General features: G+C 67.8%; 24 protein-coding genes. 14 read left to right on the top strand and 10 right to left on the bottom strand.

Translation table 11 applies throughout. The features are described from left to right. Positions 1–118: 118 nt before the first annotated feature. The 4 genes from WHH00_RS16335 (at position 119) to WHH00_RS16320 (ending at position 4,942) form a co-directional block, all read left to right on the top strand. Positions 119–955, top strand: coding sequence for an IclR family transcriptional regulator (locus tag WHH00_RS16335; protein ID WP_400517100.1), 837 nt, complete (start codon positions 119–121; stop codon positions 953–955). A 198-nt stretch (positions 956–1,153) separates the two neighbouring features. Next, entirely contained in the window at positions 1,154–2,860 is a 1,707-nt protein-coding gene (locus WHH00_RS16330) for a urocanate hydratase (protein WP_406634388.1), read from the top strand. 89 nt (positions 2,861–2,949) lie between these two features. Continuing rightward, entirely contained in the window at positions 2,950–4,542 is a 1,593-nt protein-coding gene (hutH, locus tag WHH00_RS16325; RefSeq protein WP_406634386.1) for a histidine ammonia-lyase, read from the top strand. 163 nt (positions 4,543–4,705) lie between these two features. Further along, positions 4,706–4,942, top strand: coding sequence for a hypothetical protein (locus WHH00_RS16320; protein WP_231456195.1), 237 nt, complete (start codon positions 4,706–4,708; stop codon positions 4,940–4,942). Between the two features lie 95 nt (positions 4,943–5,037). Here WHH00_RS16320 and WHH00_RS16315 read toward each other — a convergent pair whose 3' ends face one another. Next, entirely contained in the window at positions 5,038–5,298 is a 261-nt protein-coding gene (locus tag WHH00_RS16315; protein WP_350000967.1) for a hypothetical protein, read from the bottom strand. Positions 5,299–5,511: 213 nt separating this feature from the next. Here WHH00_RS16315 and WHH00_RS16310 point away from each other — a divergent pair, with 213 nt between their 5' ends. Further along, positions 5,512–6,390: a fumarylacetoacetate hydrolase family protein gene (locus WHH00_RS16310; protein WP_406634383.1), complete on the top strand. Its 879-nt coding sequence runs from the start codon at positions 5,512–5,514 to the stop codon at positions 6,388–6,390. On the opposite strand, the gene WHH00_RS16305 is transcribed toward WHH00_RS16310, so the two are convergent. Genes WHH00_RS16305 through WHH00_RS16290 form a run of 4 tightly spaced genes read right to left on the bottom strand, consistent with a single transcriptional unit; the run spans position 6,387 to position 10,002 of the window. Beyond that, a complete protein-coding gene (locus WHH00_RS16305) occupies positions 6,387–6,779 on the bottom strand; it encodes a universal stress protein (protein WP_231456192.1) in 393 nt (130 codons plus the stop codon). The two genes, WHH00_RS16310 and WHH00_RS16305, sit on opposite strands and share 4 nt — an antisense overlap. A gap of 51 nt (positions 6,780–6,830) precedes the next feature. After that, positions 6,831–8,492, bottom strand: coding sequence for a tripartite tricarboxylate transporter permease (locus tag WHH00_RS16300; RefSeq protein ID WP_406634381.1), 1,662 nt, complete (start codon positions 8,490–8,492; stop codon positions 6,831–6,833). Continuing rightward, positions 8,492–8,995, bottom strand: a complete 504-nt coding sequence (locus WHH00_RS16295) for a tripartite tricarboxylate transporter TctB family protein (RefSeq protein WP_400517092.1) — start codon at positions 8,993–8,995, stop codon at positions 8,492–8,494. Before WHH00_RS16295 ends, WHH00_RS16300 begins: the two co-directional genes overlap by 1 nt. Continuing rightward, positions 8,992–10,002, bottom strand: coding sequence for a Bug family tripartite tricarboxylate transporter substrate binding protein (locus WHH00_RS16290; RefSeq protein ID WP_406634378.1), 1,011 nt, complete (start codon positions 10,000–10,002; stop codon positions 8,992–8,994). Before WHH00_RS16290 ends, WHH00_RS16295 begins: the two co-directional genes overlap by 4 nt. 230 nt (positions 10,003–10,232) lie before the next feature. Between WHH00_RS16290 and WHH00_RS16285 the strand changes: the two genes are divergently transcribed. The 3 genes from WHH00_RS16285 (at position 10,233) to WHH00_RS16275 (ending at position 12,871) form a co-directional block, all read left to right on the top strand. Continuing rightward, a complete protein-coding gene (locus WHH00_RS16285; RefSeq protein WP_350000959.1) occupies positions 10,233–10,502 on the top strand; it encodes a hypothetical protein in 270 nt (89 codons plus the stop codon). Between the two features lie 126 nt (positions 10,503–10,628). Further along, positions 10,629–12,206, top strand: a complete 1,578-nt coding sequence (locus WHH00_RS16280) for a sensor histidine kinase (RefSeq protein ID WP_350001578.1) — start codon at positions 10,629–10,631, stop codon at positions 12,204–12,206. Continuing rightward, positions 12,203–12,871 (top strand): response regulator, encoded by a 669-nt coding sequence (locus WHH00_RS16275; RefSeq protein ID WP_231456187.1) that lies wholly within the window; start codon positions 12,203–12,205, stop codon positions 12,869–12,871. Before WHH00_RS16280 ends, WHH00_RS16275 begins: the two co-directional genes overlap by 4 nt. 7 nt (positions 12,872–12,878) lie before the next feature. On the opposite strand, the gene WHH00_RS16270 is transcribed toward WHH00_RS16275, so the two are convergent. From WHH00_RS16270 to hutG, 3 genes are all read right to left on the bottom strand, one after another. Next, entirely contained in the window at positions 12,879–13,889 is a 1,011-nt protein-coding gene (locus WHH00_RS16270) for a cation diffusion facilitator family transporter (RefSeq protein WP_231456186.1), read from the bottom strand. Next, positions 13,886–14,389, bottom strand: a complete 504-nt coding sequence (locus WHH00_RS16265) for a transporter substrate-binding domain-containing protein (protein ID WP_406634375.1) — start codon at positions 14,387–14,389, stop codon at positions 13,886–13,888. The genes WHH00_RS16270 and WHH00_RS16265 overlap by 4 nt, the downstream gene beginning before the upstream one ends. A gap of 80 nt (positions 14,390–14,469) precedes the next feature. Continuing rightward, the gene (hutG, locus tag WHH00_RS16260) at positions 14,470–15,453 is read right to left on the bottom strand and encodes a formimidoylglutamase (protein ID WP_406634373.1); all 984 of its coding nucleotides are present in this window, start codon (positions 15,451–15,453) and stop codon (positions 14,470–14,472) included. 182 nt (positions 15,454–15,635) lie between these two features. Here hutG and WHH00_RS16255 point away from each other — a divergent pair, with 182 nt between their 5' ends. Then, positions 15,636–16,940 carry a cation:proton antiporter gene (locus WHH00_RS16255; protein ID WP_406634371.1) on the top strand — a complete coding sequence of 435 codons (1,305 nt, stop codon included), beginning with the start codon at positions 15,636–15,638 and terminating at the stop codon, positions 16,938–16,940. A 39-nt stretch (positions 16,941–16,979) separates the two neighbouring features. On the opposite strand, the gene WHH00_RS16250 is transcribed toward WHH00_RS16255, so the two are convergent. After that, the gene (locus WHH00_RS16250) at positions 16,980–18,419 is read right to left on the bottom strand and encodes an NCS2 family permease (protein WP_066273499.1); all 1,440 of its coding nucleotides are present in this window, start codon (positions 18,417–18,419) and stop codon (positions 16,980–16,982) included. Between the two features lie 111 nt (positions 18,420–18,530). Between WHH00_RS16250 and WHH00_RS16245 the strand changes: the two genes are divergently transcribed. After that, positions 18,531–19,199, top strand: a complete 669-nt coding sequence (locus WHH00_RS16245) for a copper resistance protein CopC (protein WP_406634369.1) — start codon at positions 18,531–18,533, stop codon at positions 19,197–19,199. A 40-nt stretch (positions 19,200–19,239) separates the two neighbouring features. On the opposite strand, the gene WHH00_RS16240 is transcribed toward WHH00_RS16245, so the two are convergent. Further along, a complete protein-coding gene (locus tag WHH00_RS16240; protein WP_350001576.1) occupies positions 19,240–19,866 on the bottom strand; it encodes an FAD-dependent monooxygenase in 627 nt (208 codons plus the stop codon). A 423-nt stretch (positions 19,867–20,289) separates the two neighbouring features. Between WHH00_RS16240 and WHH00_RS16235 the strand changes: the two genes are divergently transcribed. The 4 genes from WHH00_RS16235 (at position 20,290) to WHH00_RS16220 (ending at position 26,475) form a co-directional block, all read left to right on the top strand. Beyond that, the gene (locus WHH00_RS16235) at positions 20,290–21,321 is read left to right on the top strand and encodes a universal stress protein (RefSeq protein ID WP_406634367.1); all 1,032 of its coding nucleotides are present in this window, start codon (positions 20,290–20,292) and stop codon (positions 21,319–21,321) included. A 27-nt stretch (positions 21,322–21,348) separates the two neighbouring features. Continuing rightward, positions 21,349–24,132 carry a PEP/pyruvate-binding domain-containing protein gene (locus WHH00_RS16230; protein ID WP_406634365.1) on the top strand — a complete coding sequence of 928 codons (2,784 nt, stop codon included), beginning with the start codon at positions 21,349–21,351 and terminating at the stop codon, positions 24,130–24,132. A gap of 97 nt (positions 24,133–24,229) precedes the next feature. Further along, positions 24,230–25,468, top strand: coding sequence for a LolA family protein (locus tag WHH00_RS16225; RefSeq protein ID WP_406634363.1), 1,239 nt, complete (start codon positions 24,230–24,232; stop codon positions 25,466–25,468). Continuing rightward, complete coding sequence (locus tag WHH00_RS16220; protein ID WP_406634361.1) at positions 25,465–26,475, top strand: ABC transporter ATP-binding protein; 1,011 nt, start codon at positions 25,465–25,467, stop codon at positions 26,473–26,475. Before WHH00_RS16225 ends, WHH00_RS16220 begins: the two co-directional genes overlap by 4 nt. The last annotated feature ends 16 nt before the right edge of the window (positions 26,476–26,491 follow it).

The raw sequence follows: 26,491 nt of genomic DNA, 5'->3' as shown, positions 1-26,491 counted from the left end.
CTGGCATCCCAGACACCAGGCATGGTCTGATGGCCCACAGGGGCCCTTTCAGCGCGCAAGGTTAAGTACGGGATACCGGACAGGGCTGCGAGGCCGCGCAAGAAGCGATGGAGGAAACATGCTGTTGGACACTGAGGCCGGCCCTGGAACCAGCGGCGCACCACAGGCGGCATCGAAGGCGACGTCCAAAGTCCCCGCTGCCGAGAACACCCTGCGCATCCTCAAACTGCTGGCGTCGCGGCGTGGCCCGATGGCGGCGTCGCAAATCGCCTCCACCCTGGGCCTGCCGCGTTCCAGCGTCTACCACCTGCTGGGCGTCATGGAAGCAAACGGGTTTGTCCTCCACCTCCATGAGGAGCAGCGGTACGGGCTGGGCATCAGCGCGTTCGAGCTCAGCTCCGCCTACTCCCGGCAGGAACCGCTGTCCCGCCTGGGCCGGCCGTTGCTTGCCTCCCTCGTGGATGCGCTGGGCGAGAGCGCGCACCTTGCCGTGCTGCATGGGCGGGACGTCCTCTACATCGTGGAAGAGCGGGCCAAGAACCGGCCGTCCCTGGTGACCGACGTCGGCGTCCGGCTACCCAGCCACCTCACCGCGAGCGGCCGCGCCATCCTCGCAGCCCTTCCCAAGTCCCAGGTCCGCGCGCTCTATCCGAACGCTGCTGCCTTCACCGCCCGGCACGAGGTGGAAGGGGCAATCATGAAGTACTCGGCGCTGTCCTCCCACCTGGACCAGGTGAGGCAGCGCGGCTATGCCACGGAACATGGCGAGGTCACGCCGGGCTTTGGCTCGATCGCCGCCGCCGTGACGGACCACCTGGGATGGCCGACGGCGGCCGTCGCCGTCACGTTCCTCGAGGACAAGGTGCCGGCAGGGCAGTGGCCGGCGCTTGCTGCGCGCGTCCAGAAGGCCGCCGATGAGCTCTCGGTCCGGCTCCACGGCCGGCCCGCCAAGTAGTCCCGTCCCCACCCGGATTGCGCCATCACCGGGAGCTCGCAAACCTTCGCCTCTGGGACGGTCGGGGACGGGGCAAGGGAGGAAAGGCGAGCGTCCGGTATCCCGGACAGCACCCGCGTGCACGCCCTGTTTCTGCCGCTGCGGACAGGCTTTAGTAGATACAGAAGTTCCAGTACACCCCTACCTGAAGGAGCCCCCATGGCACCCGCCGATTTCACCACCGGTGCCCGCCCGGTCAAAGCAGCCCGCGGCACCGAGCTCACCGCCAAGTCCTGGCAGACCGAGGCGCCGCTGCGCATGCTGATGAACAACCTGGACCCCGAGGTCGCGGAGCGCCCGGATGACCTGGTGGTCTATGGCGGCACGGGCCGCGCCGTTCGCTCCTGGGCTGCTTTTGACGCGATCACCCGGACGCTGGAAACCATGGAAAAGGACGAGACCCTCCTGGTGCAGTCCGGCAAGCCGGTGGGCGTGTTCCGCACCAACGAGTGGGCGCCGCGGGTGCTGCTGGCCAACTCCAACCTGGTGGGCGACTGGGCCACCTGGCCCGAGTTCCGCCGGCTCGAGGCCGAGGGCCTGATGATGTACGGCCAGATGACCGCCGGGTCCTGGATCTACATCGGCACCCAGGGCATCCTGCAGGGCACCTTCGAAACCTTCGCCGCGATCGCCCGCAAGCTCACCGGGGACGAGAACGGCACCCTCGCCGGCACTCTGACCCTCACCGGCGGCTGCGGCGGCATGGGCGGCGCCCAGCCGCTGGCCGTCACCCTGAACGACGGCGCGTGCCTGATTGTCGACGTCGACGAGACCCGCCTGCGCCGCCGCGCCGGCAAGCGCTACCTGGACGAGGTGGAAACGGACCTAGACGCCGCCCTCGCCAAGGTCCTCAAAGCCAAGGAGGAGCGGCGCGGCTGGTCCGTGGGCTACGTGGGCAACGCAGCCGAGGTGTTCCCCGAGATCCTCCGCCGCCACCGGGCCGGCGAACTGACCGTGGATATCGTCACGGACCAGACCTCCGCGCACGATCCGCTGTCCTACCTGCCCGAAGGCATCTCGGTGGAGGAATGGCACCGCGAAGCCGAAGCGGACCCGGAAGGCTTCACCAAGAAGGCCCAGGCGTCCATGGCCCGGCACGTTCAGGCCATGGTGGAATTCCAGGACGCCGGGGCAGAGGTTTTCGACTACGGCAACTCCATCCGCGACGAAGCCCGCAAGGGCGGCTACACCCGGGCCTTCGAGTTCCCCGGCTTCGTCCCGGCCTACATCCGCCCCCTGTTCTGCGAGGGACTGGGCCCGTTCCGCTGGGTGGCCCTCTCCGGAGACCCCGAGGACATCCGCGTCACCGATGCGGCCATCAAGGAACTGTTCCCGGAGAACAAGCACCTGCACCGCTGGATTGACGCCGCCCAGGAGCGGGTGGAGTTCGAAGGCCTGCCCGCCCGCATCTGCTGGCTGGGCTACGGCGAACGCGCCAAGGCCGGGCTGCTGTTCAACCAGCTCGTCAAGGAAGGCAAGGTCAAGGCGCCCATCGTGATCGGCCGCGACCACCTGGACTCCGGCTCCGTCGCCTCCCCGTACCGCGAAACCGAGGCCATGGCCGACGGCTCCGACGCAATCGCCGACTGGCCCATGCTGAACGCCCTGCTGAACACCGCCTCCGGTGCCACCTGGGTGTCGCTGCACCACGGCGGAGGCGTGGGCATCGGCCGCTCCATCCACGCCGGCCAGGTCTCCGTCGCCGACGGCACCGACCTCGCCGCCGAGAAACTCGAGCGCCTCCTGACCAACGACCCCGGCATGGGCGTCATCCGGCACGCCGACGCCGGCTACGACCGCGCCCTCGAGGTCGCCAAAGAGCGCGGCGTCCGCATTCCCATGAACGAGTCTTCAGAGACCAACTAGTCCATCGGTTGCTCCGTACCTGTCGTTTAGAGCCTCGAAAACGACAGTTACGGAGCAGTCGATCCCCACACACCACAAAAGTAGGAATCATGACATTGACAACCCACGAACCGCTGACCGTCACCCTCGGCACCAGCGGGGTCACGCCCGAGGATGTTGTCGCCGTCGCGCGCCACAACGCGAAGGTGGCCATCTCCGCTGAAGCCCTGCAAACCGTTGCCAAGGTCCGGGCCCATATTGACGATCTCGCCGCCAGCGACGTCCCGGCATACGGAATCTCCACCGGCTTCGGCGCCCTTGCTAACCGCCACATTCCCAACGAGCTGCGTACCCAGCTGCAAAAGAGCCTGATCCGCAGCCACGCCGCCGGCATGGGGCCGGCCGTGGAACGCGAAGTGGTGCGCGGCATCATGTTCCTCCGCGCCAAGACCCTGGCCTCCGGCCGCACCGGCGTCCGCCCCGTGGTCCTGCAGACCATGGTGGACGTCCTCAACGCCGGCATCACGCCGGTGGTCCGCGAGTTCGGGTCGCTGGGCTGCTCCGGGGACCTTGCGCCCCTGTCGCACTGCGCCCTGGTGCTGATGGGTGAAGGCGAGGCGGAAGGGCCCGACGGCGCCAGGTACGGCGGGCGGGGAGAACGGCCTGTTGCTGAACTGCTTGCAGCGCACGGCATCGAGCCGGTCACCCTTGCGGAGAAGGAAGGCCTGGCCCTGGTCAACGGCACAGAGGGCATGCTGGGCATGCTGCTCATGGCCATCGCAGACCTTCGGCAGCTGCTGACGACGGCGGACATCACCGCGGCGATGAGCGTCGAGGCGCTGCTCGGCACAGACCAGGTGTTCCTGCCGGAGCTGCACGCCGCACTGCGCCCCCATCCGGGGCAGGCCGCCAGCGCTGACAACATGCTGCGGGTACTCTCCGGTTCGCCGATCGTGGCCTCCCACAAAGTGGGCGATTCCCGGGTGCAGGACGCCTACTCGCTCCGCTGCGCCCCGCAGGTCACCGGTGCGGTCAGGGACACGCTGGACCACGCGGACCTGGTGGCGTCCCGCGAACTGGCAGCGGCTATCGACAACCCGGTGGTGCTGCCCGACGGCCGGGTCAGCTCGAACGGCAACTTCCACGGCGCCCCTGTGGCGTACGTCCTGGACTTCCTGGCCATCGCCGTCGCGGACCTCAGCTCCATTGCTGAGCGGCGGACGGACAGGATGCTGGACCCGGCGCGGTCCCACGGACTTCCCGCATTCCTCGCAGCGGACCCCGGCGTCGATTCCGGGCTCATGATCGCCCAGTACACCCAGGCCGGGCTGGTCTCGGACAACAAGCGGCTCGCGGTCCCCGCATCGGTGGACTCCATCCCGAGTTCGGCCATGCAGGAAGACCACGTCTCCATGGGCTGGCACGCTGCCCGCAAGCTCCGCAAGGCCGTGGAGAACCTGCGGCGCGTCCTGGCGATCGAGCTGGTGACGTCTGCGCGGGCCCTGGACATCCGCAGCCAGCTCTCCGGCGGTGTGCTGACTCCGGGGCCGGCGGGCGCCGCCGTCGTCCGTGCACTGCGGACCGTGGTGGACGGGCCGGGGACGGACCGCTTCCTGTCCCCGGAGCTTGAAGCCGCGGACAGGCTGGTGGCAGCAGGGGAGGTCCGCCGTGCAGTCGAATCAGCGGTGGGCCCCTTGGCCTGACTGGCGAAGAATCTTCAGCGCATCAGCACAAAGCGTCCGCCTGATGAAATTTCCAACGACACAGACATCAGGCGGACCCGGAGTGTAGTAGAACTGAAGGTGTAGTGAAAGTCACATCAAAGAGGCTGTGGCGCGGAACATATACAAAGGGGTAGAAGTTCAAATGAAAGCACGTGGGGCAGTCCTGTCGAGGCGCAATGCCCATTCCGCCGTTATTTCCGACTGGAGGGGACTCCAGGCCGGGGAACGCGTCGAGATCATCAAGCAGGCGCATGTGGTGGCCACCGGGGAGGTGGAAGAAGTGTCGCAGAGCGGAAACGTTCTGTGGCTTGTGCCGGCTGGTCCGTCCGAAAAGCAGCTCTTTTTGAAGTCCGACGGCGTGCAGGTCCGCCGCGGCTGACAGCCCCGGTAACCGCAGGTACAAAAGTCCCCGCCGCTGCAGATGCAGCGGCGGGGACTTTTGTCTATGCGAGGAGAGGCGTCCTACGCAAACTGTCAGGCGGCGATGGCCTCGTAGGTCTCGCCGAAGGGGACCGATTCATCCAGCGCCACGGTGTAGCGGCCGGGGTGCAGCCTGGTCACCAGGATGCCGCAGGACGCGTCCTGGGCGGCAACCTCAATAAGTTCCGCAACTGCCTCTTCCAGGCCCGTGTGGACGTCGCCCGCCGTGGAGAACTCCAGGTCGATCGACCGGAGTGCCGGAGCGTCGGCGGGGGAGGAATCGGCGCTAACGCGTTCCATGGTTGCTGTAGTCATGTCCAAACTTTCTGTGTTCCATGCCTGAGGGCATCCCAATCATACCCGCTACCCCGTGTAAATGTCAGATGTCTGCCCTTTGGAGTGTCGACGAGCTCTTCCCAGGCGGCAGGAGAAGCGGGCCTTCCAGTCACAATGGGGCGCGTTGGCGGCAGGCCGGCGCATCAGCAACCATGGGTTTGAACGTGCAACGTCAGCTCGAAGGAGGACCGGATGAAAATCATGCGCCTGGGTGAAATCGGCAGGGAACAGCCGGCCGTTATGGTGCCGTCCGCAGGCGGGCCCGGCCGGTACTACAGCCTGCTGCCGCTGACCCAGGACGTGGACGGAGCGTTTCTGGCCTCCGGAGGAACGGGCAAGGTCCGCCACGCGCTGGAAGCCGGGCTGCTGCCGGAACTGCAAGGAGCCGAGACGCTCCGGATCGGGCCTCCGCTTGCCAGGCCCGGCTCGGTAGTGGGTATCGGGATGAACTACGCCGCGCATGCTGCCGAGTCAGGTTCCCCGCCCCCGGAAGTTCCGGTGGTGTTCCTCAAGCCGAGCAATACTGTTGCGGGGCCGTTCGATCCTGCACCCGTTCCGCCCAACTCCAGCAGGTACGACTGGGAGGTGGAGCTGGGAATCGTCATCGGCAGGGAAGCCGGCTACCTGGAATCCGTAAGGGAGGCGGAGGACTGCATCGCCGGTTATGTCACCGCCAACGACCTCTCCGAGCGTGAGTACCAGCTCCCCGGGGCGGCCGGCCAGTGGACCAAGGGCAAGTCCCTCCCCGGCTCCACGCCGCTGGGCCCGTGGCTGGTTCCGGCAGACGAGATCGACGGCGGGAACCTGCGGTTGCGGAGCTGGGTCAACGGGGAGCCGCGCCAGGACTCCAAAACCTCAGAGCTCATCTTCGATGCCGCCACGCTTGTCCACCACTGCAGCCAGTACATGCGCCTGGAGCCAGGGGACGTTGTCCTGACCGGAACGCCGGAAGGCGTGGCGCTCAGCGGCCGCTTCCCCTACCTCCAGCCGGGTGACGTGGTGGAGGTAGAGGTCGTGGGGCTGGGGCGCCAACGCCTTGAGCTGTTCCGCGCTGGAGAGTCCGGCAGTTAGCCAGCCTTCACGGCGAGGACCGGGCAGTCGGCTTCCAGCAGGATCCGCTGGGATACGCTGCCCATGATGAGCTTGCCCACCGGAGTCCGGCGGCGCAGGCCGATCACAATCAGTTCCGCGTTGTTTTCCTCCGCGGCATCCAGCACCTCCGCTGCGGCATCGTGTCCACGGACCGGCTGCTTGATCACGTGGTCGATGCCCTGGGTGGCCAGCCGGTCCTCGATGCTCTGGATCTCCGGCTCCTGGGCGTAGCGGTTGTCCACCAGGGCGTCACCCTTTGAGGAGTTGATCACCAGGAGTCTGGTGTTGCTCTTCCGGGCTTCGTGGATGGCCTGGGTCAGAGCTGCTTCGCCCTCGGGGGTAGGGACGTATCCCACAACGATCGTCATGACTGTTCCTTAGTTAGTGGTGTCTGGTGGTCGAAGGGCGGGCGCCGTGGCTTAGTCGCTGCCGCCGCCGCCGTCGCCCCCGTCGCCGCCGCTGTGGCTCCCGCCGTCGGCCCGGTGGCTGCCGTGGCTCACGGTTCCGCCGGCTTCGCGCGGCGCGGAGGTGGCCTCGGGGGCCGAGCGCAGGGATCCGTCCGAGCTTGCAGGCGCGTCGGCAGGTGCAGCTTGGACGGGCCGGTTGCGCCGGACCAGCTTGAAAATGAACGGCCAAGCAAGGATCAGCGCCACGATGATGTAAACAACGACGGCGATCGGCTCGCTCCAGAGCCCTGCCGGGTCACCGGCGCTGAGCTGCAGGCTCTTGCGCAGCTGTCCTTCGATCCGGGGCCCCAGGATGACGCCAAGGATCAGGGGCAGCACGGGCAGCCCGAACCGGCGCATCATGAATCCCAGTGCGCCCAGCGCCAGCAGGAGAACAAGGTCGAAGGCCTGCAGGTTAACCGAGTAGGCGCCCAGGGTGGCGAAGAACAGGATGCCGGCGTACAGGTACGGCCGGGGCAGCTGCAGGAGCTTGGCCCACAGGGGAGCCAGCGGCAGGTTGATCAGCAGGAGCAGCAGGTTGCCGATGAACAGGCTTGCGATCAGCGCCCAGACCAGGGGTCCCTGGCTGGAAAACAGCTGCGGGCCCGGCTGGATGCCGTAGGAGGTGAAGGCTGCCAGCATGACGGCGGCAGTGGCGTTGGTGGGAAGGCCCAGCGCCAGCATGGGGGTCAGGGTTCCGGCGGCGGCTGCGTTGTTGGCAGCTTCCGGACCGGCGACGCCCTCGATAGCGCCCTTGCCGAACTCCTCGGGGTGCTTACTGAGCCGCTTCTCTGTCACATAGGACAGGAAGGTGGGGATTTCCGCGCCGCCGGCGGGAAGGGCGCCGAAAGGGAACCCGAAGGCGGTGCCGCGAAGCCAGGGCTTCCAGGAACGGCTCCAGTCCTTTTTGCCCATCCAGGGCCTGCCGACGGGGATGACGTGCAGGGGGGTGCGGCGCAGGTGCGCGGCAACCCACAGGGCTTCGCCCACTGCGAAGATGGCCACTGCCACCACAACGATGTCCAGGCCGTCCGCGAGCAGCGGCTGGCCGAAGGTCAGGCGGCGCTGGCCGGTGACGGAGTCGATGCCCACCAGGCCGATGGCCAGGCCGAGGGCCAGTGAGGAGAAGCCGCGGAGCCGGGATGAACCCAGTACGGCTGTGACGGCCAGCAGGGCCAGGACCATGATGGCGAAGTAGCTGGGAGCGCCCAGGCTGACGGCGAATTCCACCACGATGGGGGCGCAGACGGCCAGGAGCGCGGTGCCGATGGTGCCGGCGATGAACGAGCCGATGGCCGCCGTCGCAAGCGCCTGTGCGGCCCGCCCCGCTTTGGCCATTTTGTTGCCTTCGATCGCCGTCACCACCGAGGACGATTCACCGGGTGTGTTGAGCAGGATCGAGGTGGTGGAGCCGCCGTACATGCCGCCGTAGTAGATGCCGGCGAACATGATGAAGGCGCTGGTGGGTTCCAGGGCGTAGGTGACCGGCAGGAGCAGGGCCACGGTCATGGCCGGGCCGAGGCCGGGCAGGACGCCGACGGCGGTGCCCAGGATGACGCCGATGACGGCGTAGAGGAAGTTCATGGGGGTGAGGGCGGTGGCGAAACCGTCCATCAGTGAGGACCAGACGTCCATCAGAGGATTCCTTCCAGGAGTCCGGCGGGCAGTGCGATGCCCAGCCCGAGGTAGAAGCCGTAGAAGGTCAGCAGGGACAGGGCCACGGAGATGAGCCCGTCACGGATGTAGCGGCGGCTGCCCAGTGCCAGGACGCTGCCCCAGAACAGGACGGTGCCGGAGATGACCCAGCCGGCCCAGTCGATGAGCAGGATGTTCAGGATAAAAGCGCCCGCGAGGGGCAGGATGGTCTTCCAGTCGGCAGGGTGGGTGAGGTCGATGTCCTCGCCGCCCTCCGCTTCGCCCTGGCCGCCCCGGATCACGTTGATGGCCAGCAGCACTGCGCAGGCAACCAGCAAACCGGCCACGATGAACGGGACCGTTTTGGGACCAACCGGGTCCGACTGGGAGTACGGGGTTACCAGGCCGTTGGCGTCCAGGAAGACAAGGACGCCAACCGCGCCGAGCAGGAGGGCAACCCCCAGCTCGGCGCGGCCTTTAAGGCCTGTGGTCAGGGAGCTCACGCCAACCCAAGCTTGGTCAGGACGTCCGCCACCCGCTTGTCCTGCTCGGTGAGGAACGTCTCGAACTCGTCGCCGGTGATGAAGGCGTCGGTCCAGCTGTGGGTCTTCAGCGCTTCCTTCCAGCCTTCGGTTGCGTGCATCTCCTCAAGGGCGGCGATCAGGGAAGCCTTGTCCTCGTCGCTGATGCCCGGAGGGGCCACGATGCCGCGCCAGTTGGTGAACACCAGGTCGATGTTGGATTCCTTCAGCGTGGGGGCGTCCACACCCTCCAGGCGCTCCGCGCCGCTGGTTGCCAGCACGCGCACTTCGCCGGATTCGATCTGCTGCAGGTACTCGCCGGCACCGGAAGCGGCAAAGCCAAGCTTGTTGCCGAGGATCGCGGGCAGGAGGTCTCCGCCGCCGTCGTAGGAAACGAAGTTCACCTTGGTGGCGTCAATGCCCACAGCGCCGGCCAGCTGCATGGGCAGGAGGTGGTCCGGGCCGCCCGGCGAGGAGCCGCCGCCTACGGAGATGGAAGCCGGGTCGGCCTTCCAGGCCGATACCAGGTCGTCGATGGTCTTGTAGGGGGAATCCTTGCTGACCATGATCGCGCCCGGCTCTTCGATCAGACGGGCCAGCGGGGTGGTCTCGGTCAGCTTGGACTCGGACTTGTTGGTGTAGCTGGCTCCAACGACGCCCAGCCCCATCAGCATGGTGAGGTCGCCGTTGCCCTTTTCGTTGACCACGCGGGCCAGGCCCACGGTTCCGCCAGCACCGGCGAGGTTGAAGACCTCCGTGTTGGTGGAGATCTTCTCGTCGTCGAGGACCTTCGCTGCGGCGCGTGCGGTGGTGTCGTAGCCGCCGCCCGGGGTGTTGGGGACCATGATCTGCAGTCCGGTGATGGGTCCGGCGGCGGCGCCGGAGCTTTCCGAACCGGTGGAGCTCTTCCCGGTGGCACCGCAGCCGGTGGCCATCAGGGCGATGCCGGCGGCGACGGCGGCAACTCGCAATGCGCGGATCTGGCGCATGGTGTTCCTCTTCTCAGTAATGCAATTCTCTACAGGATGATCAGCGGACCTGATCTGTCCTTCGATGCTAGGCCCGGCCGTGACGGCGATCACTCTTGTGTACGCAGAGAAAGTTAAGTTCATTGCGTTCACGTTTCCGGCTCCCCACCACGCCCCGGTTCACATCGCCTTTCGCCCCGGTGTGCATCGCGCTTTAGGCTGGAAGCCGGCTACGGAATGTGGGGATTGACATGGCGGAGCGAGGCGGGCGTTACGGAACCGCGCCGGCAGCATGGATGGGCATGGCGGTGGTCCTGCTGGCGCTGGTGCCGGCAGCCATGCGGGTTGCAGAGGGACGGGCCGGCTGGCTGGAGGCGCTGTTCATCCTGGCCGGCGCCGGTTTCATCACATTCCATGCAACCCGGCTGGTGCTGCTGCACCGCGCGGGCGGGAATCCGGGAGCAGGCTCGAGCGCAGCCCGCGGGAGTGGCGGGAAAGAGGACGACGGCGGTCTCCGCTGACTGTCCCGCAGGCTGCGGTATAGTTCCGGTACGCCGGGAGGGGGCGGGCAGCGCACTTCCCTGTGCCTGCGCCCAGGCACCCGAACCACCACTAAAGGAATCCACGCAGTGACGCGACGAAGAGGAATGTCCCTCGCCGGGCAGTACCTTGTGCTCCAGTTGCTGATCGTCCTGGCAGTGCTCGTGGCCGTGGTTGCCATCTCCCTGGCCCAGTCCGCTGCCGCCTTTGAGCGCACCGAGGGCAGGAGGGCGCTCTCCGCCGCCGAGGCGCTCGGCAACAACCCGACCGTACGGGCTTTGCTGCCCGAGGCGCAGCCTCGGGTGGGGTCCGCCTTGCCGGCGGTGGCCGAGTCCGTCCGAACCGTCTCGGGATCGTCGCACGTCACCCTGGCGAAGCTGGACGGGACGGTGGTTGCCGCTTCCGATCCGGGACTGCTGGGCCAGCCCCTGGAACTCGGAGCCAGCAGGGTGATGGAGGGCAGGGCGTGGACCGGCGTGCTGGACAAGAGCGGAACTGCCGTCCTGTCCGCCCATGTTCCCGTCCTTGACGATTCGGGAAAGATGATCGGCATCGCATCGATCAGCCGCAACTACCCGTCCACCCTTGAACGGCTGGGCGACGCCGTCCCCAACCTCCTGACCTACCTCGGCGTGGCCAGCGTCCTGGGCGTGGCGGGCTCCCTGCTGTTGTCCCGGCGGGTCAAACGCCAGACCCTGGGGATGGAACCGAGCGAGATCACCGGGCTGGTGGAAAACCGCGAGGCCATGCTGCACGGACTGAAGGAAGGCGTGGTGGCGCTGGATCCGCACGAGCGCGTCACGGTTGCGAACGACAGTGCCCGGGAACTGCTGGGCCTGCCGCCGGACTGCGTGGGCAGGAAACTTGCTTCCCTTCCGGTGGACCCGGCGCTCAAGGTGGTCCTTACCCGCGACCAGCCGGATCCGGACCAGCTGGTGCTGGTGGGGGAGCGGCTGGTGGTGCTCAACCGTGTTCCCATCCGCTCCCGCGGCCGCAACATCGGCTCGGTGACAACCCTGAGGGACCGGACAGAGTTGTCCTCCCTGGAGCGTGAGCTGGGTGCCACCCGGACTGCCACGGACACGCTGCGCGCGCAGGCCCACGAGTTCGCCAACCAGCTGCACGTGATTTCCGGCCTGATCCAGATCGGCGAGTACGATTCCGTGGTGCAGTTCGTCAACGGCGCTACGGTGGACCGGACCAGGCTAAACGATGAAGTGACCAGCCGGATCCAGGACCCCGCGCTCGCCGCCCTGTTGATTGCCAAGTCCAGCCTTGCCACCGAGCGCGGCGTGGCACTGCAGCTTGACCCGCAGTCTGCACTGGGACCGGTCAGCGATGAGTTGTCCCGGGACCTCGCCACCGTTGTGGGGAACCTGGTGGACAACGCGTTCGACGCCGTCACGGGGCTTCCGGAGGCAGCCGTCAGGGTCCTGGTGGAGGATGGCAGGGACCATGTCACCGTCACGGTCCGGGACTCCGGTCCCGGCGTTCCGGACGAGGCCGTCGAGGACATCTTCCGCCAGGGGTTCTCCACGAAGGAAGCCGGCCCGTCGGAGAGCCGCGGCTTCGGGCTGGCGCTCTCCCGGGTGGTCTGCCGGCGCTCCGGCGGGGACCTCACCGTGGCCAACAGCAACGGAGCAGTCTTCACCGCACGATTCAAAAGAGGTGCAACGCAGCCATGATCAAGGTGCTGATCGTCGACGACGACTTCATGGTGGCCAAGGTCCACGCCGGGTTCATCCAGCGGACACCCGGCTTCGCCGTGGTGGGCGTGGCCCACACCGGTGCCCAGGCGGTGATCGAGACGGAACGGCTGAAGCCGGACCTGGTGCTGCTGGACATCCACCTTCCGGACATCAACGGGCTGGACCTGATGCACCGGCTGCGGGACGTTGCCCCGGAGCTGGACGTGCTGGTGATCAGTGCGGCCCGCGAGGTGGAGACCGTGCGCAAGGCCCTCCGCGGCGGAATTGTGCACTACCTGATCAAGCCGTTTTCCCAGTCGGACCTGCAGGAGCGCCTGGAGCATTACCGCAGTGCGTACCAGGGGCTGGATTCAGCCAAGGATGTGGCTGAGCAGTCGGACGTCAACCGGGTGTTCGGCCTGGACCGGACCGAGCGGCCGCTTCCCAAGGGCTGCAGCATCGAGACCCTGAAGCTCGTGGAGGCCACCCTGAACGCCGCGGCGGGGGATCTCTCTGCGGCCGAGGTGGCCGAACAGCTGGGAACGTCCCGGGTCAGCGCCCGGCGCTACCTGGAGTACCTGCACGATGAAGGGACCCTGGACGTGAGGCTCAAGTACGGGGTGGGGCGTCCCGAGCGGCGCTACGTCCTCAAGGGCCTTTAGCCGGCCTTCAGTGCTCGCCGCCGGAGGTGGGGCCCGGGAGGAACTCCGAGGGCAGTTCCGCCACCGGAATGATCACCATGTCCTGCACCTTCCAGTCCATGGCCACGCAGTCCTTGCGTGCTGCCTCCAGCTGTTCCAGCGACGGCACGGCACCCCCGGCCGGAACCACGAAGGACTCAATGTGGAAAACATGTCCTTCATCGCGGATCCGCGACCTCGCCTCGGCTGCCCAGTCCAGGCTGCGGAGGTAGGCGTCCACCTGCCGGCCCAGCGGATGCGGTTCGCCGTCGTCGTAGGTCATGGCCCGCTTGTCCATGAGTGCGGAGACGGCGGCGCGGGTGTTCTTGAATCCGTCGTGGAGGATGCTGGCAGAAATCAGCAGTGCCGCGGCATAGTCCGCCCACCACAGCCCAAGGCCGATTCCGCCGACGCCAGCCACCGCCGCAACGGCGGTCATCCAGTCCGCCTTGTTCATGTCCGCGTCCGCGTACAGCACTTTGTCGTGCAGTTTCTCGGCGAGTTTCATCTTGGCCCTGCCCAGGAACACCGGCGGGGCAGCGGTGAGTAACATAACGGCCATCATGAGCCAGCCCAGCCAGATGGTGCTGCCGAAAAGTTCGATGCCCCCAATGGTGGGATGCTCGGCCTTCAGCAGGCCGAGCCCGGACTCCACCAGGAGGTAGCCGCCCATGACCGTCAGGGCAACAGCCGCCACCAGGTGCGCCACCCCCGTTGACCGGTGGTAGCCGTAGGGGTGGTCCTCCGACGGCGGCTTCCGGATGATGCGGGCTGCAATGAGGAAGGAGATGGGCGGCAAAAAGGAGAGGAGGTCCTCGATCCAGGCCGCCTTCATGGCCTGCGAGTTGCCCAGCACCAGGAACACCAGGGTGGTGGTCACAGCCAGGAAACCCATGGTGGCCCACTCGAGCCTGGCGGCCTTGCGCAGCGCATCCCGCTGCTCCGCCGGAAGTTCGGTGTGCCCGAACCGTACGGTGCCGCCGCTTCGAAGGTCTGTCATTGCTCTGCCTTCACTTCCATCAGGTACTTGTCCAGTTCAAGCAGGAAGGCGTTCTCGCCGAGCGGTACCAGCATGACGTGCTTGTGGAGGCTTCCACGCCCGTCCCGGGATTCCGCGTAGGGCCGGGTCGTTCCGGCGTGGGTCACCCAGGGTGTTTTGTCGTCCAGGCCGCCGATCACCAGATCCAGCCCGCCGTGCTTGAGTTCATCGGCCAGGACCTGTTCTGTTCCTGCCACCCACTCGATCTCCGCCCCAAGCCGGGCTGCGAAGTCCTTCACCAGTTCCGCTTCCGTGCCCTGGACGTCGTTGCTGCTGAGCCCGCCGCTGCCCGAAGCGTTAATCCGCACCCAGTCGCCATTCATGCTGGCGCCCACGCGGAGGGTTCCGCCCCGCACATTCTCCAGGGTCCCCTCAGGGTCGGCCGGGAAGCTGGATCCGCAGCCGGACAGGACCATCAAGACGGCGAGCAGCAGGCCTGCCATCATTCCTCGGCGCCGCATTGGGCCCGCTCCTTTCCGTCGGTAATGGTCCAATAATAGACAGCATACTTACTTTTTTGGGAGCCGTGCCGTGCGTTGGATCAGCGCAGCAGGGTGTCCAGCAGCCGCGCCGCCACCCGGGCGGTCCGGCCGTCGACGTCGAGGGCGGGGTTCAGCTCTGCAATGTCCAGGTGCAGCAGCTTCCCGCTCCAGGCCACCTGCCGGCACACCGCGGCGATAACCGGAAGGGGAACGCCGTACGCCGCCGGCGCACTGACGCCCGGGGCCACGCCGGCCGGCAGCACGTCAAGGTCGATGGTCAGGTAGAGCACATCAATCCCGTCAAGGAACCCGGCCACGAAGGCGCGGACACGGTCGGCCTCGCAGTCCTCGTCCAGCAGGTAGCGCACGCCGAGCGCCCGCGCCGTGTCAAAAAGTGCCCGCGTGTTGTTGGGTTCGGAAATTCCGACGACGGCGTAGCGGAAGTCGCGCCCGGCGGCCGCTTCCGCAAGGGCCATCTGCAGGAACGGCGTGCCGGACGTGGCCAACGGTTCCTTCCGCAGGTCGAAGTGGGCGTCAAGGTTCAGGATGCCCAGCCGCTTCCCGCCCCGGACCGCCTCGGAGGCGGCCACCCCCAGGTAGCTCGCGAAGGCGGTTTCGTGGCCGCCGCCCAGCACCGCGGTCAGGTGTCCGGCGTCGAGCAGTGCCACCACGGCCCGGCCGGCGCGTTCCTGGCCGGACTCAAGGTCACCGCCTGACACCACCACATCCCCGGCGTCGTGCACGGCCCGGTCCAGATGGAACGCAAGGGGGCCCAGCGCCTTGCGGATCGCCGCGGGTGCGGCCGCCGCGCCAGTGCGGCCCTTGTTCCGGCGCACCCCCTCATCGCTGGCGAAGCCCAGCAGGGCCGCGGGCTTGGAATCCCCACCCGCACCCCCCATCAGGCCCTCCGCGCCGGTACCTGCTGTCCCGCCGTCGTACGCAGCAACTGCCTGCCACCAGCGGCGGTGTGCGGCGTCGTCGCCGTCGTACCTCCCCTTCCAGGGCTGGGGCGGGAGGTCAACGGCAGGGATCGGAAGGGCCATGCTCCAAGCTCACTGCATGCGGGCGGCGAAAACCAGCAGCACCGCCGCCGCCCTGTCTGGAATTCAAGATCGTCATCGACTGCGGGCGGCAGGGGCTATTGTGGAGCAATCCCTTCCCCCCGGGGGACCCCATCACCTTTTGCGCCGGACGGCGCATCAGATTTAGGCCGGAGAACAGTCCCGTGTTTGAAGCCCCCAGCATCCTCTTTGCTGCCGCCGGCGCGGCCGTGTTTACCGCAGCTGTCCTCCCGAAGCTCCTGCGCAACATGCCGTTCTCCATGCCCATGGTTTTCCTTGGCGCCGGCATGGCGGCGTTCGCCCTGATTCCAACGCTTCCGGACCCGGACCCCATGGCGCACAGCGACTTTGTGGTGCACCTGACGGAGATCTGCGTCATCATCTCGCTGATGGGCGCCGGGCTTGCCCTGGACCGTCCCGTGGGCCGCAAGCGCTGGGCCACCACCTGGCGGCTCCTGGGAATCGCCATGCCGCTGTGCATCGTCGCCCTGACCCTGCTGGGCCTGTGGTTCCTGGGCCTGGGCCTCGGCGCTGCCCTGCTGGTGGCCTCCAGCCTGGCACCCACGGACCCGGTCCTGGCCTCCGAAGTGCAGGTGGGCGAGCCAGCGGACGAGGAAGAGGGCGCGGACAAGGAAGATGAGGTCCGCTTTGGCCTCACGTCCGAAGCCGGCCTCAACGACGGGCTGGCGTTCCCCTTTGTCTACCTGGCCATCGCCATCAGCATCGTGGGTTCATCCCCGGGGGCCTGGTTCCCGGAATGGTTTGGGGTGGACGTCCTGTGGCGGCTGGCCATCGGGCTGCTGCTGGGGTTCCTCACCGGCAAGCTCCTGGCGCGGCTGTTTTTCTCTGCCCGCGTTGACAGCCTCCGGCTGTCCAACCATTCGGAGGGCTTCGTGGCGCTCGCCGCAACCTTCTTGGCCTACGGCGCCACCGAGATGATCGAGGGCTACGGTTTCATCGCGGTGTTTGTCTGCGCCGTGACCATCCGTGCCGCTGAGCACACCCACGGCTACCACCGGGTGCTGCACTCCTATGTGGAGCAGCTGGAACGGCTCATGACAGTGGTGATCCTGGTCCTGCTGGGCGGCGCGATTGCCCGGGGGCTGCTTGCCGGGATCGGCTGGGCCGAGGTGCTGGTGGCACTGGCCTTCCTGGTGCTGGTGAGGCCGTTGGCAGGCTGGGTGGGGCTGCTGGGCGGCAAGACCGGTCCCCGCGAACGGATCGCCCTCTCGTTCTTCGGGATCCGGGGGATCGGCTCGCTGTACTACCTCTCCTATGCGCTGGGCAAAGGCGAGTTCGCCGGCCAGGCGGAGGAGCTGTGGGCTTTTGTGGGGCTGGTGGTGGCGCTGTCCATCGTGATCCATGGCGCCACCACCTCGCCGCTCATGAACCGCCTGGACAAGCTCCGGGAAAAGAAAGCCCGCGCGTTGACCGGTGATGAAGGCCTGGCGCCGAACACTCCCGTGTAAGGCGCCAGGCCTGGGTTTTTCTGCAGCCGGGGCCGCGGGCTACATTCCGAGTGCCGCCTCGATGGGACCTACGGCGAAGAACAGCAGGAACGCACCCGCAACGGCCCACATGAGCGGGTGGATCTCCTTGACCCTGCCCTGGACGGTGCGGATCAGGACAAAGGCGATGAAGCCGGCGCCCAGGCCGTTGGCGATGGAGTACGTGAACGGCATGAGGGTGAAGGTCAGGAAGGCCGGGATGGCAATGCCCCAGTCCTGCCAGTCGATCCTGCCCACCTGGGACACCATCATGAAGCCCACCACCACCAGGGCCGGGGCCACCGCTTCGAAGGGCACCAGGTTGATGAGCGGGGTGAAGAACATGGCCACCAGGAACAGCAGCCCGGTGACGATCGAGGCCACGCCCGTGCGGGCACCTTCGCCGATTCCGGCGCCGGCTTCCACGTAGATCTGGTTGGAGGAAACCGAAGCGCCGCCGCCCACGATCGCGCCGAGGGCATCCACCTGCAGCACGCGGTCGACGTCCGGGATGTTGCCGTGTTCGTCGACTGTTCCGGCCTCGTTGGCCAGGCCCACCATGGTCCCCATGGCATCGAAGAAGATGCTCAGGAGGATGACGAAGGCGAGCAGGGTGGCGGCAACGAAGCCCAGGTGCTCGAAGGCGCCGAACGGGTTTGCCTTGCCAATCAGGGAAAGGTCCGGGGCGGCCCAGCCGGTGAAGGTCGGCGCCACCAGGGACCAGCCTTGGGGGTTGGAGGTCTTGCCGTCGAAGCTCGGTCCGATGTGCAGGGTCATCTCCAGGAGCACCGAGATGATGGTGGAGGTGATGATGCCGATCAGGATGGCGCCCTTGACCTTGCGCACCACCAGGGCGATGGTCAGGATCAGGCCGAAGATGAACACGGCCGTGGGCCAGCCCAGGAGCTTGCCGTCGTAGCCGAGTCCAACGGGCACGGTGGTGCCGGCGACATCCGGGATGCGGCGGACGAAGCCGGCGTTGACCAGGCCGATCAGCGCGATGAACAGGCCGATGCCCACCACGATGGCGGTCTTGAGCCCGTCCGGAACGGCCTTGAACACCGCGGTGCGGAATCCGGTGAGGACCAGGATCAGCATGGTGACGCCGGAGAGCACCACCAGGCCCATCATGTCCGGCCAGGTCAGTCCCGGGTTGGTGGCCACGGTGACGGCCACGAACGCGTTGACGCCCAGGCCGGTGGCAAGCGCGAAGGGGTGCTTTGCCCAGGCTCCCATCAGGATGGTCAGGATGCCTGCCACGAAGGCGGTCACGGCGGCAACGGCGGTGAACCCCAGGGTGGTGCCGCTGGAGTCCGGACCGGAGAGGATCAGGGGGTTCAGCACCACGATGTAGCTCATGGCGAAGAACGTGGCGAAGCCGCCGCGGATCTCACGGGAAAGGTTGGAACCGCGCTCGGTGATCTTGAAGTACCGGTCCAGGGCAGAGCCTTGCTTAAGCATTAGTCCTCCGGGGAAGTCTGTGGGGATACCTGCATCCTATGGGGGCGGCGGCTGGGCGGCAGGCATTTTCGCCTAGTCTGTAAGGAAGCCAACACAAGGAGCAGCCACAGCATGCGTCCCATCCGCCAGATCCTGACCCTGGGGCCCGGGCTCCTCGTTTTCGCCGCCGCGGTGCTGGGCCTCGCCGGTCCCGCCGCCGCGCATGATGCCGCGGAATCCAGCAGCCCCGCCGCCGGCGCGTCGGTGCCCGCCCCGCCCGAACAGGTTTCTGTGACCTTCAACAACAACCCGCTGGGCATCGGCGCCGCGTTCTCCGTCAAGGACACCGCCGGCACCGAGTGGGCGGAGGGACCCGTGGACATCGTGGACAACGTGGCATCCCAGAAGCTGAAGGCCGGAGGCCCGGCGGGGGAGTACACGGTGGCCTGGCGCGTGGTCAGCGCCGACTCGCACCCCATTGAGGGGACGTTCGCCTTTACGGCCGCCTCGGCCGGGCAGGGTGCCGTGCAGGCTACAAGTCCAGCGCCGGCTACAAGTCCAGCGGCCGCAGGGAGTCCGACGGCGGCCGGTACAGCCCCCGCCGCCGGCGCCGGCACAGGCACCGCTCCCGCCATGGGGACGGCCCAGCCGGGCACCACGGGCGAGCCTGAACAGGTGGGATCCGGGGAGCCGTTCCAGTGGAGCATCGTTATTTTTGCCATCGTGGCGGTGGGGCTGCTGGCCACCCTTGCCATCCTGGCCCGGCGCCGGCTCGCGGCGGGCTCGGACGACGAACGGTGACAGGTGCCGGCGGGACCGCCGGCAGGGACGCTGGGCGGCGCTAGCAGGACAGGGCCGCAAAGCTCCCGGTGGCGGGATAAGCCACGCTCTCCGGGTGCACCCTGGCGGAGATCGCCTGGCCGACTGTCTTGGCCTGCCGCAGGACTTCCTTGGGTGAGGGCGTGATGAGCTCGCCCACGCCCACCAGGTAGATTCCGATGGCCCGCATGGCTGCGGTGAGGTTCCGGCCCACAGCCATGCCGAAGTCATTGACCATGCGCCGGAGCTGGCTGTGGGCGCAACGGGTCAGGACAATGTGGTCCGCCACCAGGATTCCGGTGGGCGTGTGCACTTCCCACTGCGGGGCCGAAGCAAGCGGGGAGCCGCCGTTCACCATGGTCAGCTGGATGGCGCGGGTGGTGTTGCGGACGTCGACGTCGTGGCTGGCGGCATAGTTCCGCAGGTGCCGCAGGATTTCGTTGCGTTCGCGAAGGTTGACGGAGTCCGCCGCATCGCACCGCTGAAGGGAAGCTGTGTTGGCCGGTTGTGCAGCGCCCAGGAGGTCCAGTCCGTCCACCACTATCGAATCCACGCCACGGCGGCACAGCTCGGCAGCCACGGCGAGGCCGGACAGGCCCGTGCCAATAATGACTGTGGTGGTCTGTTCGGTCCCGGCATTCCCAGGCATGCTTGACACTACAGTTTCCCTCCTTCGAAGTTTCGGCAGGTGCGGGCGTCCTCGCCCGCGCGCGTCCCGTTACCCCCAAAGTCCGGCCGCAGTGCGTGGCCGGGCAGCTCTGACGGAAAGAGGCAGTAGGCGTCCCGGACCAACAATGTCCTGAAGACTACAGAAGATTCGCGGCCAGGGATAGCCCAATCCCGAAACAATTTCAGCCGGGTGAAGGCGCTTTCCCGGAGACTGCCCACCGCCTGTGGACAAGCGCCGTTTCCCCGGACCGAAGAGGCTTGCTAAGGCAGTGCCTACGGAGAATAGTGAGAACCGGAAGCAAGCCTTTCTTCCCAGCTCAGGCAGGGGTTCGGGTGCACGGGGAACGGCCCGCTTCTGGCAGAATAGCCGCAACATCAGGCAGTATCGCGAGGAGGCGGCCCCATGGGCGCACAAGAGTTGCATCCGGACCCGCAGGACGGCGGCAGTCCTGCCGCTCCCGAGGGAATCGTTGTCGGCGTGGACGGTTCGGACCACGGCCAGTGCGCACTGGTGTGGGCGGCGCGCGAGGCCCAGCGCCGGCGTCGTCCGCTGCATATCGTCACCGCCTATTCCGTCCCGATCTTTGCGGCTTCGGGCCTGGACGGCGGCTACGCCACTGTGGACGACTCCGTCATTCGCGAAGGCGCGGAGGCGATTGCCAAGCAGGCCCTGGAGAAGGTGGCCACCTACGACATCGACGCCACCGCGTCTGTGGAGAACGGCGACGCCTCCGGCGTGCTGCTGGAGATGTCCCATACTGCCGAGCTCCTGGTGTTCGGTACCCGCGGCCGCGGCGGCTTTGTGGGCCGGCTCCTCGGTTCGGTGAGCAGCGCACTGCCGGCCCACGCCAAATGCCCTACCGTGACGGTGCCGCTGGTCTGCTCCGACCGGCTTGGCGAGACAACCGAGGACCGGCACATCAAGGCGGAGCAGGCCAAGGCGGGCCACCAGCGTGTGGATAACGTTGTGGTGGTGGGCGTGGACGGTTCGGAGCAGGCAAGGGTGGCCGTTCTGGAGGCCGCAGCCCAGGCCGAGCGGCTGGGTGCCACCCTGCGCGTGGTCTGCGCGGTGCCCCAATACAGCGGTTCCCTGGCGTGGGTTCCTGCCCCCATGGACCGCAAGGCGCTGTTCGCCGACATCCAGGTGACCCTTGACGCGGGAATGGCATGGCTTCGCAGCCACTACCCGAACCTCCCCACCGAGTCCGAGTTGAGGGACGGCTCGCCTGTGGACGTCCTGGTGGACGCCAGCCGCCACGTGGAGCTTGTGGTGGTGGGTACCCGCGGCCGCGGCGGCTTCACCGGGATGCTCCTGGGATCAACGTCGGACGGGGTCCTCCACCACGCCAAGGGCCCGGTCATGGTGGTACCTGACCGGGAGGACCCGCGACTGGCGGACCGGGCCCGGTTTGGGCCCGTACTCGGGGCAGCCTGACCGCACCCAGCCGCAGGGAGCGTCACCATGGCCGCCGACCGCCCGGAAAGCACAGCAAACGGCACGCATGACTCCCGCCCATCGGACGGGAACTCCGCCCCCGCGCTGATTCTGCGCCTCAGCCAGATCGAGGGCAGTATGTTGCCCCTCGTGGGAGGCAAGGCGGCCAACCTCGGTGAGCTGGTGGCTGCGGGACTGCCGGTACCCGATGGGTTCTGCCTGACCACGGTGGCCTACCGGGAGGCTGCCGGGACCGTCCGGGACGGTGTGCTTGCGGAACTCGGCCGTCTCCAGGCCGGAATGCAGCCTTCCGATCCGGGCGGGACCGCCCAGCTCGCCGTCGTGGCAGGAAGGGCACGCGAGGCCATCCGCGCCCTTCCGGTTCCGCCGCGGACCGCAGCCGCCGTGGAGCAGGCGTACGCAACCCTGGGCGAGGGCGCGGCGGTGGCGGTGAGGTCCTCCGCCACCGCCGAAGACCTTCCGTTCGCGAGTTTCGCGGGCCAGCAGGACACCTACCTGAACGTGGTGGGCAGCGGCGCCGTCCTGGACGCCGTCCGCAACTGTTGGGCCTCCCTGTGGACGGACCGCGCAGTCGCTTACCGCGCGGCGCTGGGGATCGCGCCCCACGAAGTAGCCCTCGCCGTCGTGGTCCAGCGGATGGTTGACGCCGAAGCGGCGGGGGTGATGTTCACGGCCAACCCGCTGACCGGCAGGCGTCGGGAAGCGGTTATCGATGCGGCCCCGGGGCTCGGTGAGGCCGTAGTGTCCGGAGCCGTCAATCCGGACCACTTTGTGGTGGACACGGAAAAAAGACGGGTCCTGGAGCGAAAGCTGGGAGACAAACGCATCGTGGTGCGCCCGCGTCCGGGCGGCGGAACGGAAAGGCTGGATGTGCCCGGCCAGGTGGAGGGTTCCAGCCTTACGGATGAGCAGGCCGTTCGGCTTGCAGCCCTGGGGATGCAGGCCGAACGGCATTTCGGCTCGCCACAGGATACCGAGTGGGCCATCGACGCCGGGGGTGCCCTCTGGCTGACGCAGTCCAGGCCTATCACCACGCTGTATCCGGTTCCGCAGCGCCGGTCTGCAGGTCCGGGGCCCCGGCTGTACATGTGCTTCAGCCTGGCCCAGGGCCTCACCCGCCCGCTGACCCCCATGGGGCTGGCGTCGCTGCGGCTCATTGCTTCCTCGGTGGCGAAAGCCGCCGGGTTCCCTGTTCCGGAGCCCCGGCAGGGCCCGCCGCCGTATGCGGAGGCCGCCCAGCGCATCTACGTTGACCTCACCACGCCGGTCCGGAGCAGTGTGGGCCGACGCATCCTCCCCCGGGTGTTCGATTTTATGGAGGCCAGGTCCGCCGCGGTGGTTCGCCAGGTTTTTGACGACCCTGAATTTTCGGTGACGCGCAGGACGCCGTTCGGGTTCCTGCGGCATGTCCTGCCGGCAGCTGCGGGGGCCCGGGTGCCGGGGACCGCGCTCCGGGCACTGTTCCGGCCCCGGGCGGCGCTCCACCGTCTGGACTCCTTCACCCGGCACTATGCCGAAGACCTGGAGCTCGGGGGAGGAGCGGATCACCTTGCAAGGCTCGACCACGCCGAGCGGCTCCTGGGAGTCAGGCTCTTTGCGATTGTGCCCGCCGTCCTGCCCCTGCCCGCGGTGGGATTCGCGATGCTGTGGCTGGCGGGAAGGCTGCTCGGAGGACAGGACCGCCGGAAGGACCTGGAGAAGGTGCTCCGCGGCCTGCCGGGCAACGTGACCACCGAGATGGACCTCGAGCTGTGGCGCCTTGCCTCGGCAGCAAAGGACGACAGGGACTCGCGAACCGCACTGGAGGCTCGGGAACCGTCCGCGCTCGCGGTGGAGTTCAGGAACGGCACCCTGCCCCCTGCCCTGCACGCAGGGCTGGTGCGGTTCCTCGAACGCTACGGGCAGCGGGCCGTGGCCGAAATCGATGTGGGCATGCCCCGGTGGTCCGATGATCCCACGCACATCCTGGGCGTCCTGGCCAACTACCTGCGCCTCACGGATCCCGCCATGGCGCCGGACGTCCAGTTCAGCCGCGCCCAGGCTGAGGCCGAGGCCGCGGTGCAGCAACTGGTTGCGGAAGCACGCCGCCGGGGCCGGGTCCGCGGGCTGCTGGTGGGTGCAGCCCTCCGCCGGACCAGGCTGTACGCCGGACTGCGGGAACTGCCCAAATACCAGCTGGTCCTGGGACTGGCGGAAGTCCGGAAGCAGGTGGCCCTGGTGGGAGCCGGGCTTGCAGCCGACGGCAGGCTGGACAGCCCCGGGGACATCTTCTTCCTCGACTTCGGGGAGGCCCGGCAGGCGCTCCGGAGCCCGGATCCACAAGGGTCCGGGCTCCGGGAACTGCGTGAACTCGTCGTCGAACGGCGCAGCGCTTACGCCAGCGAGCTGGGCCGGCGCCACATCCCCAGGGCCCTGCTCTCGGACGGCACCGAACCCGAAATGCTGTACGCCGCCGCAGGCGGTGCGGCGGGCAGTGCCACACTGTCCGGCAGCCCGGCGTCAGCGGGATCAGCCACCGCCCGGGCCCGCGTCATCCTGGACCCTGTCGGTGCCCACCTCGAACCGGGGGAGATCCTGGTGGCCCCGTCCACCGATCCGGGCTGGACTCCCTTGTTCCTGACAGCCGGCGGCCTGGTGATGGAGATGGGCGGGCCCAACTCGCACGGCGCCGTGGTTGCCCGGGAGTACGGCATCCCGGCCGTGGTGGGGGTCCCGGAGGCAACGGTCCGGATTGCCACGGGACAAAGAATAACGGTCGACGGCGGCGCTGGAACCGTAGTGCCCGGGTAGGCCTCCGCTGCCCCGGACTGCGCCGCAGGCAGGTGTGGGGAGCCGCACCGAGGCGTACCCTTGAGCTATGGACTCCCATCAAGGAGACGGCCGGACAATGAACGATCCGAATACGGGCGGGCCCCACAGAACGGGGGCCGCGACTCAGCGCCGGAACCGCGCGTGGCTGCGGTGGGTTCCTGCGCTTGCCGCCCCGGCAGTGATCGCCGCCGGCGTGCTGGTGGGATCCATCCCTGCACGCGCCGGAGACGCCCTGGCGGACAAGACCCCGGCCGATGTTCTTGCCCTGCTGGCCGGCCACAAGACACACACGTTCTCGGGCACTGTTGAGCAGGCCTCCGACCTGGGGTTGCCGGAACTGCCGGCAACGGGTCCTGGTTCCGGTTCCGCATCGGATGACCCCGCCGCATCCGCCATGGAGATGCTCACCGGTGAGCACACGGCGAGGATTTTCATGAACGGCAAGTCCAAGGTCCGCATCCAGGTGGTGGACAGGTTCGCCGAGCGGGACGTCATCCGGCGGGACAACGATGTGTGGTTCTACTCGTCCAAGGACAACTCAACAGCGCACCTGACGCTGCCGGCCCACGCCCGCGACCTTCCGCTGAGCGATCCGGCACTGCCTGGCACCAGCCCTGAAAGCACCAGCCCCGACAGCAACGTCGTCCCGCCGACGCCCCAGGACCTCGCGGTGAAGTTCCTCGCCGCGGCAGACAGCTCAACTGCTGTGTCTGTTGGCCCGGACGTCCAGGTTGCCGGGCGCGCCGCCTATAACCTGGTCCTCGAGCCGCGCACCAGCAACACGTTGGTGGGCATGATCTCCATCGCCGTCGATGGTGAAACCGGCATGCCCCTCTCCGTGGAGGTGACGGCACGCGGGGCAGGAGAGCCTGCGTTCAGGACGGGCTTCACCAGCCTGTCGCTTGATGCACCGGATGCCGCGCTCTTCAACTTCGTGCCGCCACCGGGCAGCACGGTTGAAGAACTGCAGCTCCAGCATCCAACGCACCAGGCCCCCGGCCAAGGATCCCCCGGCTACCCGGGAGCGCACACCGATCCGGAACAGCTTGCGGCCGGTATCAAGGACAAGGCCGGGTCCTACCTGGCCGGGACCGGCTGGGAAACCGTTGTGGAACTGCCGGCGGAAACCGGAGCCGGTGAAAAGCTGAGCACGGCGCTGGCGCAGAACCCGCTGCTGGGCCAGGCCGCCGTCGTCGTTCCTGGCGGACGGCTGCTCTCCAGCGCACTCTTCAACGTCCTGCTGACCGACGACGGCCGCGTCTATGCGGGCATGGTCCCCGCGGACAGGCTGCAAGCCGCATCCTCCGCCCCGTGACGGAACCCGCGGAGGTTCCGGGACAACGGACGTACGGCCTGACCATCGAGACGCAGGGCCTCACCAAGCGCTTCGGGCAGCAGGTGGCCGTGGACAGCCTGGACCTCGCGGTGCCGTCAGGGGCAGTCTTCGGGTTCCTGGGCCCCAATGGCTCGGGGAAGACCACCACCATCCGGATGCTGCTGGGCCTCGCGGCCGCTTCAGCCGGGACCGTCAGGCTGCTGGGAAGGGAAATGCCCGGCAGCTTCCAGGATGTCCTGCCACGGGTGGGGGCGCTCGTGGAGGGGCCAGCCTTTTATCCATTCCTTTCGGGGACTGCCAACCTCCACCGGCTCGACTCCGCCGGCCGGCACGCGGATCCCGCCACGCGCCGGGAACGGGTGGGCCTGGCACTGGAACGGGTAGGGCTTGGCCACGCCGCCGGCAAGCGCGTCCACGCGTATTCGCTCGGCATGAAGCAACGGCTGGGCATCGCCAACGCCCTCCTGTCCCCCCGCGAACTGCTGGTGCTGGACGAACCCACAAACGGCCTGGACCCGCAGGGCACCCGTGAAGTGCGGAACCTGGTCCGGTCCCTGGCGGCAGACGGAACCACCGTTTTTGTTTCCAGCCACTTGCTCGCCGAAGTTGAACAGATCTGCACCCACGCGGCCGTCATGAGCGCCGGCCGGCTGGTGGCGCAAGGCCCGCTCGCCGAACTGCGGCGGTCCGGGAGCTCGCGCCTGCGCCTGCTCACCCCGGACCCCGGCCCGGCGTCGGCGGTCCTGGCAACGCTGGGGCTGTCGCCGGAAGCAGGAGCACACCAACCGGACGGGGAAGTGGTGGTGGCGGCACTGGCGAAGCCGGGATTGCCACCGGAGGCCGCTGCCCCGCATCCCGCCCCGGAAGACATCGTGGCGGAGCTCGTCAAGGCAGGGGTCCGCGTCCGCGGTTTCGCGGTGGAACGGGAGAGCCTCGAAGACCGGTTTGTTGAACTGACGGGGGAGGGGTTCGACGTTGCCCAGTAGCGTGAAGCCGAAGGCG

Origin of the sequence: Pseudarthrobacter quantipunctorum (assembly GCF_045291495.1) — a bacterium.
Lineage (GTDB): Bacteria > Actinomycetota > Actinomycetes > Actinomycetales > Micrococcaceae > Arthrobacter > Arthrobacter quantipunctorum.
Note: the sequence above shows the minus strand (reverse complement) of the source record. Positions and strands in the feature narration are given on the sequence as shown.

Excerpts from the sequence above, each read along its gene's own strand:
- WHH00_RS16225 (WP_406634363.1), top strand. The coding sequence starts at position 24,230 with ATGAACGATCCGAATACGGGCGGGCCCCACAGAACGGGGGCCGCGACT.
- WHH00_RS16280 (WP_350001578.1), top strand. The coding sequence starts at position 10,629 with ATGTCCCTCGCCGGGCAGTACCTTGTGCTCCAGTTGCTGATCGTCCTG.
- hutH (WP_406634386.1), top strand. The coding sequence starts at position 2,950 with ATGACATTGACAACCCACGAACCGCTGACCGTCACCCTCGGCACCAGC.
- WHH00_RS16235 (WP_406634367.1), top strand. The coding sequence starts at position 20,290 with ATGGGCGCACAAGAGTTGCATCCGGACCCGCAGGACGGCGGCAGTCCT.
- hutG (WP_406634373.1), bottom strand. The coding sequence starts at position 15,453 with ATGGCCCTTCCGATCCCTGCCGTTGACCTCCCGCCCCAGCCCTGGAAG.
- WHH00_RS16305 (WP_231456192.1), bottom strand. The coding sequence starts at position 6,779 with ATGACGATCGTTGTGGGATACGTCCCTACCCCCGAGGGCGAAGCAGCT.
- WHH00_RS16245 (WP_406634369.1), top strand. The coding sequence starts at position 18,531 with ATGCGTCCCATCCGCCAGATCCTGACCCTGGGGCCCGGGCTCCTCGTT.
- WHH00_RS16310 (WP_406634383.1), top strand. The coding sequence starts at position 5,512 with ATGAAAATCATGCGCCTGGGTGAAATCGGCAGGGAACAGCCGGCCGTT.
- WHH00_RS16270 (WP_231456186.1), bottom strand. The coding sequence starts at position 13,889 with ATGACAGACCTTCGAAGCGGCGGCACCGTACGGTTCGGGCACACCGAA.
- WHH00_RS16335 (WP_400517100.1), top strand. The coding sequence starts at position 119 with ATGCTGTTGGACACTGAGGCCGGCCCTGGAACCAGCGGCGCACCACAG.
- WHH00_RS16265 (WP_406634375.1), bottom strand. The coding sequence starts at position 14,389 with ATGCGGCGCCGAGGAATGATGGCAGGCCTGCTGCTCGCCGTCTTGATG.
- WHH00_RS16315 (WP_350000967.1), bottom strand. The coding sequence starts at position 5,298 with ATGACTACAGCAACCATGGAACGCGTTAGCGCCGATTCCTCCCCCGCC.
- WHH00_RS16230 (WP_406634365.1), top strand. The coding sequence starts at position 21,349 with ATGGCCGCCGACCGCCCGGAAAGCACAGCAAACGGCACGCATGACTCC.
- WHH00_RS16300 (WP_406634381.1), bottom strand. The coding sequence starts at position 8,492 with ATGGACGTCTGGTCCTCACTGATGGACGGTTTCGCCACCGCCCTCACC.
- WHH00_RS16330 (WP_406634388.1), top strand. The coding sequence starts at position 1,154 with ATGGCACCCGCCGATTTCACCACCGGTGCCCGCCCGGTCAAAGCAGCC.
- WHH00_RS16290 (WP_406634378.1), bottom strand. The coding sequence starts at position 10,002 with ATGCGCCAGATCCGCGCATTGCGAGTTGCCGCCGTCGCCGCCGGCATC.
- WHH00_RS16240 (WP_350001576.1), bottom strand. The coding sequence starts at position 19,866 with ATGCCTGGGAATGCCGGGACCGAACAGACCACCACAGTCATTATTGGC.
- WHH00_RS16275 (WP_231456187.1), top strand. The coding sequence starts at position 12,203 with ATGATCAAGGTGCTGATCGTCGACGACGACTTCATGGTGGCCAAGGTC.
- WHH00_RS16320 (WP_231456195.1), top strand. The coding sequence starts at position 4,706 with ATGAAAGCACGTGGGGCAGTCCTGTCGAGGCGCAATGCCCATTCCGCC.
- WHH00_RS16285 (WP_350000959.1), top strand. The coding sequence starts at position 10,233 with ATGGCGGAGCGAGGCGGGCGTTACGGAACCGCGCCGGCAGCATGGATG.
- WHH00_RS16250 (WP_066273499.1), bottom strand. The coding sequence starts at position 18,419 with ATGCTTAAGCAAGGCTCTGCCCTGGACCGGTACTTCAAGATCACCGAG.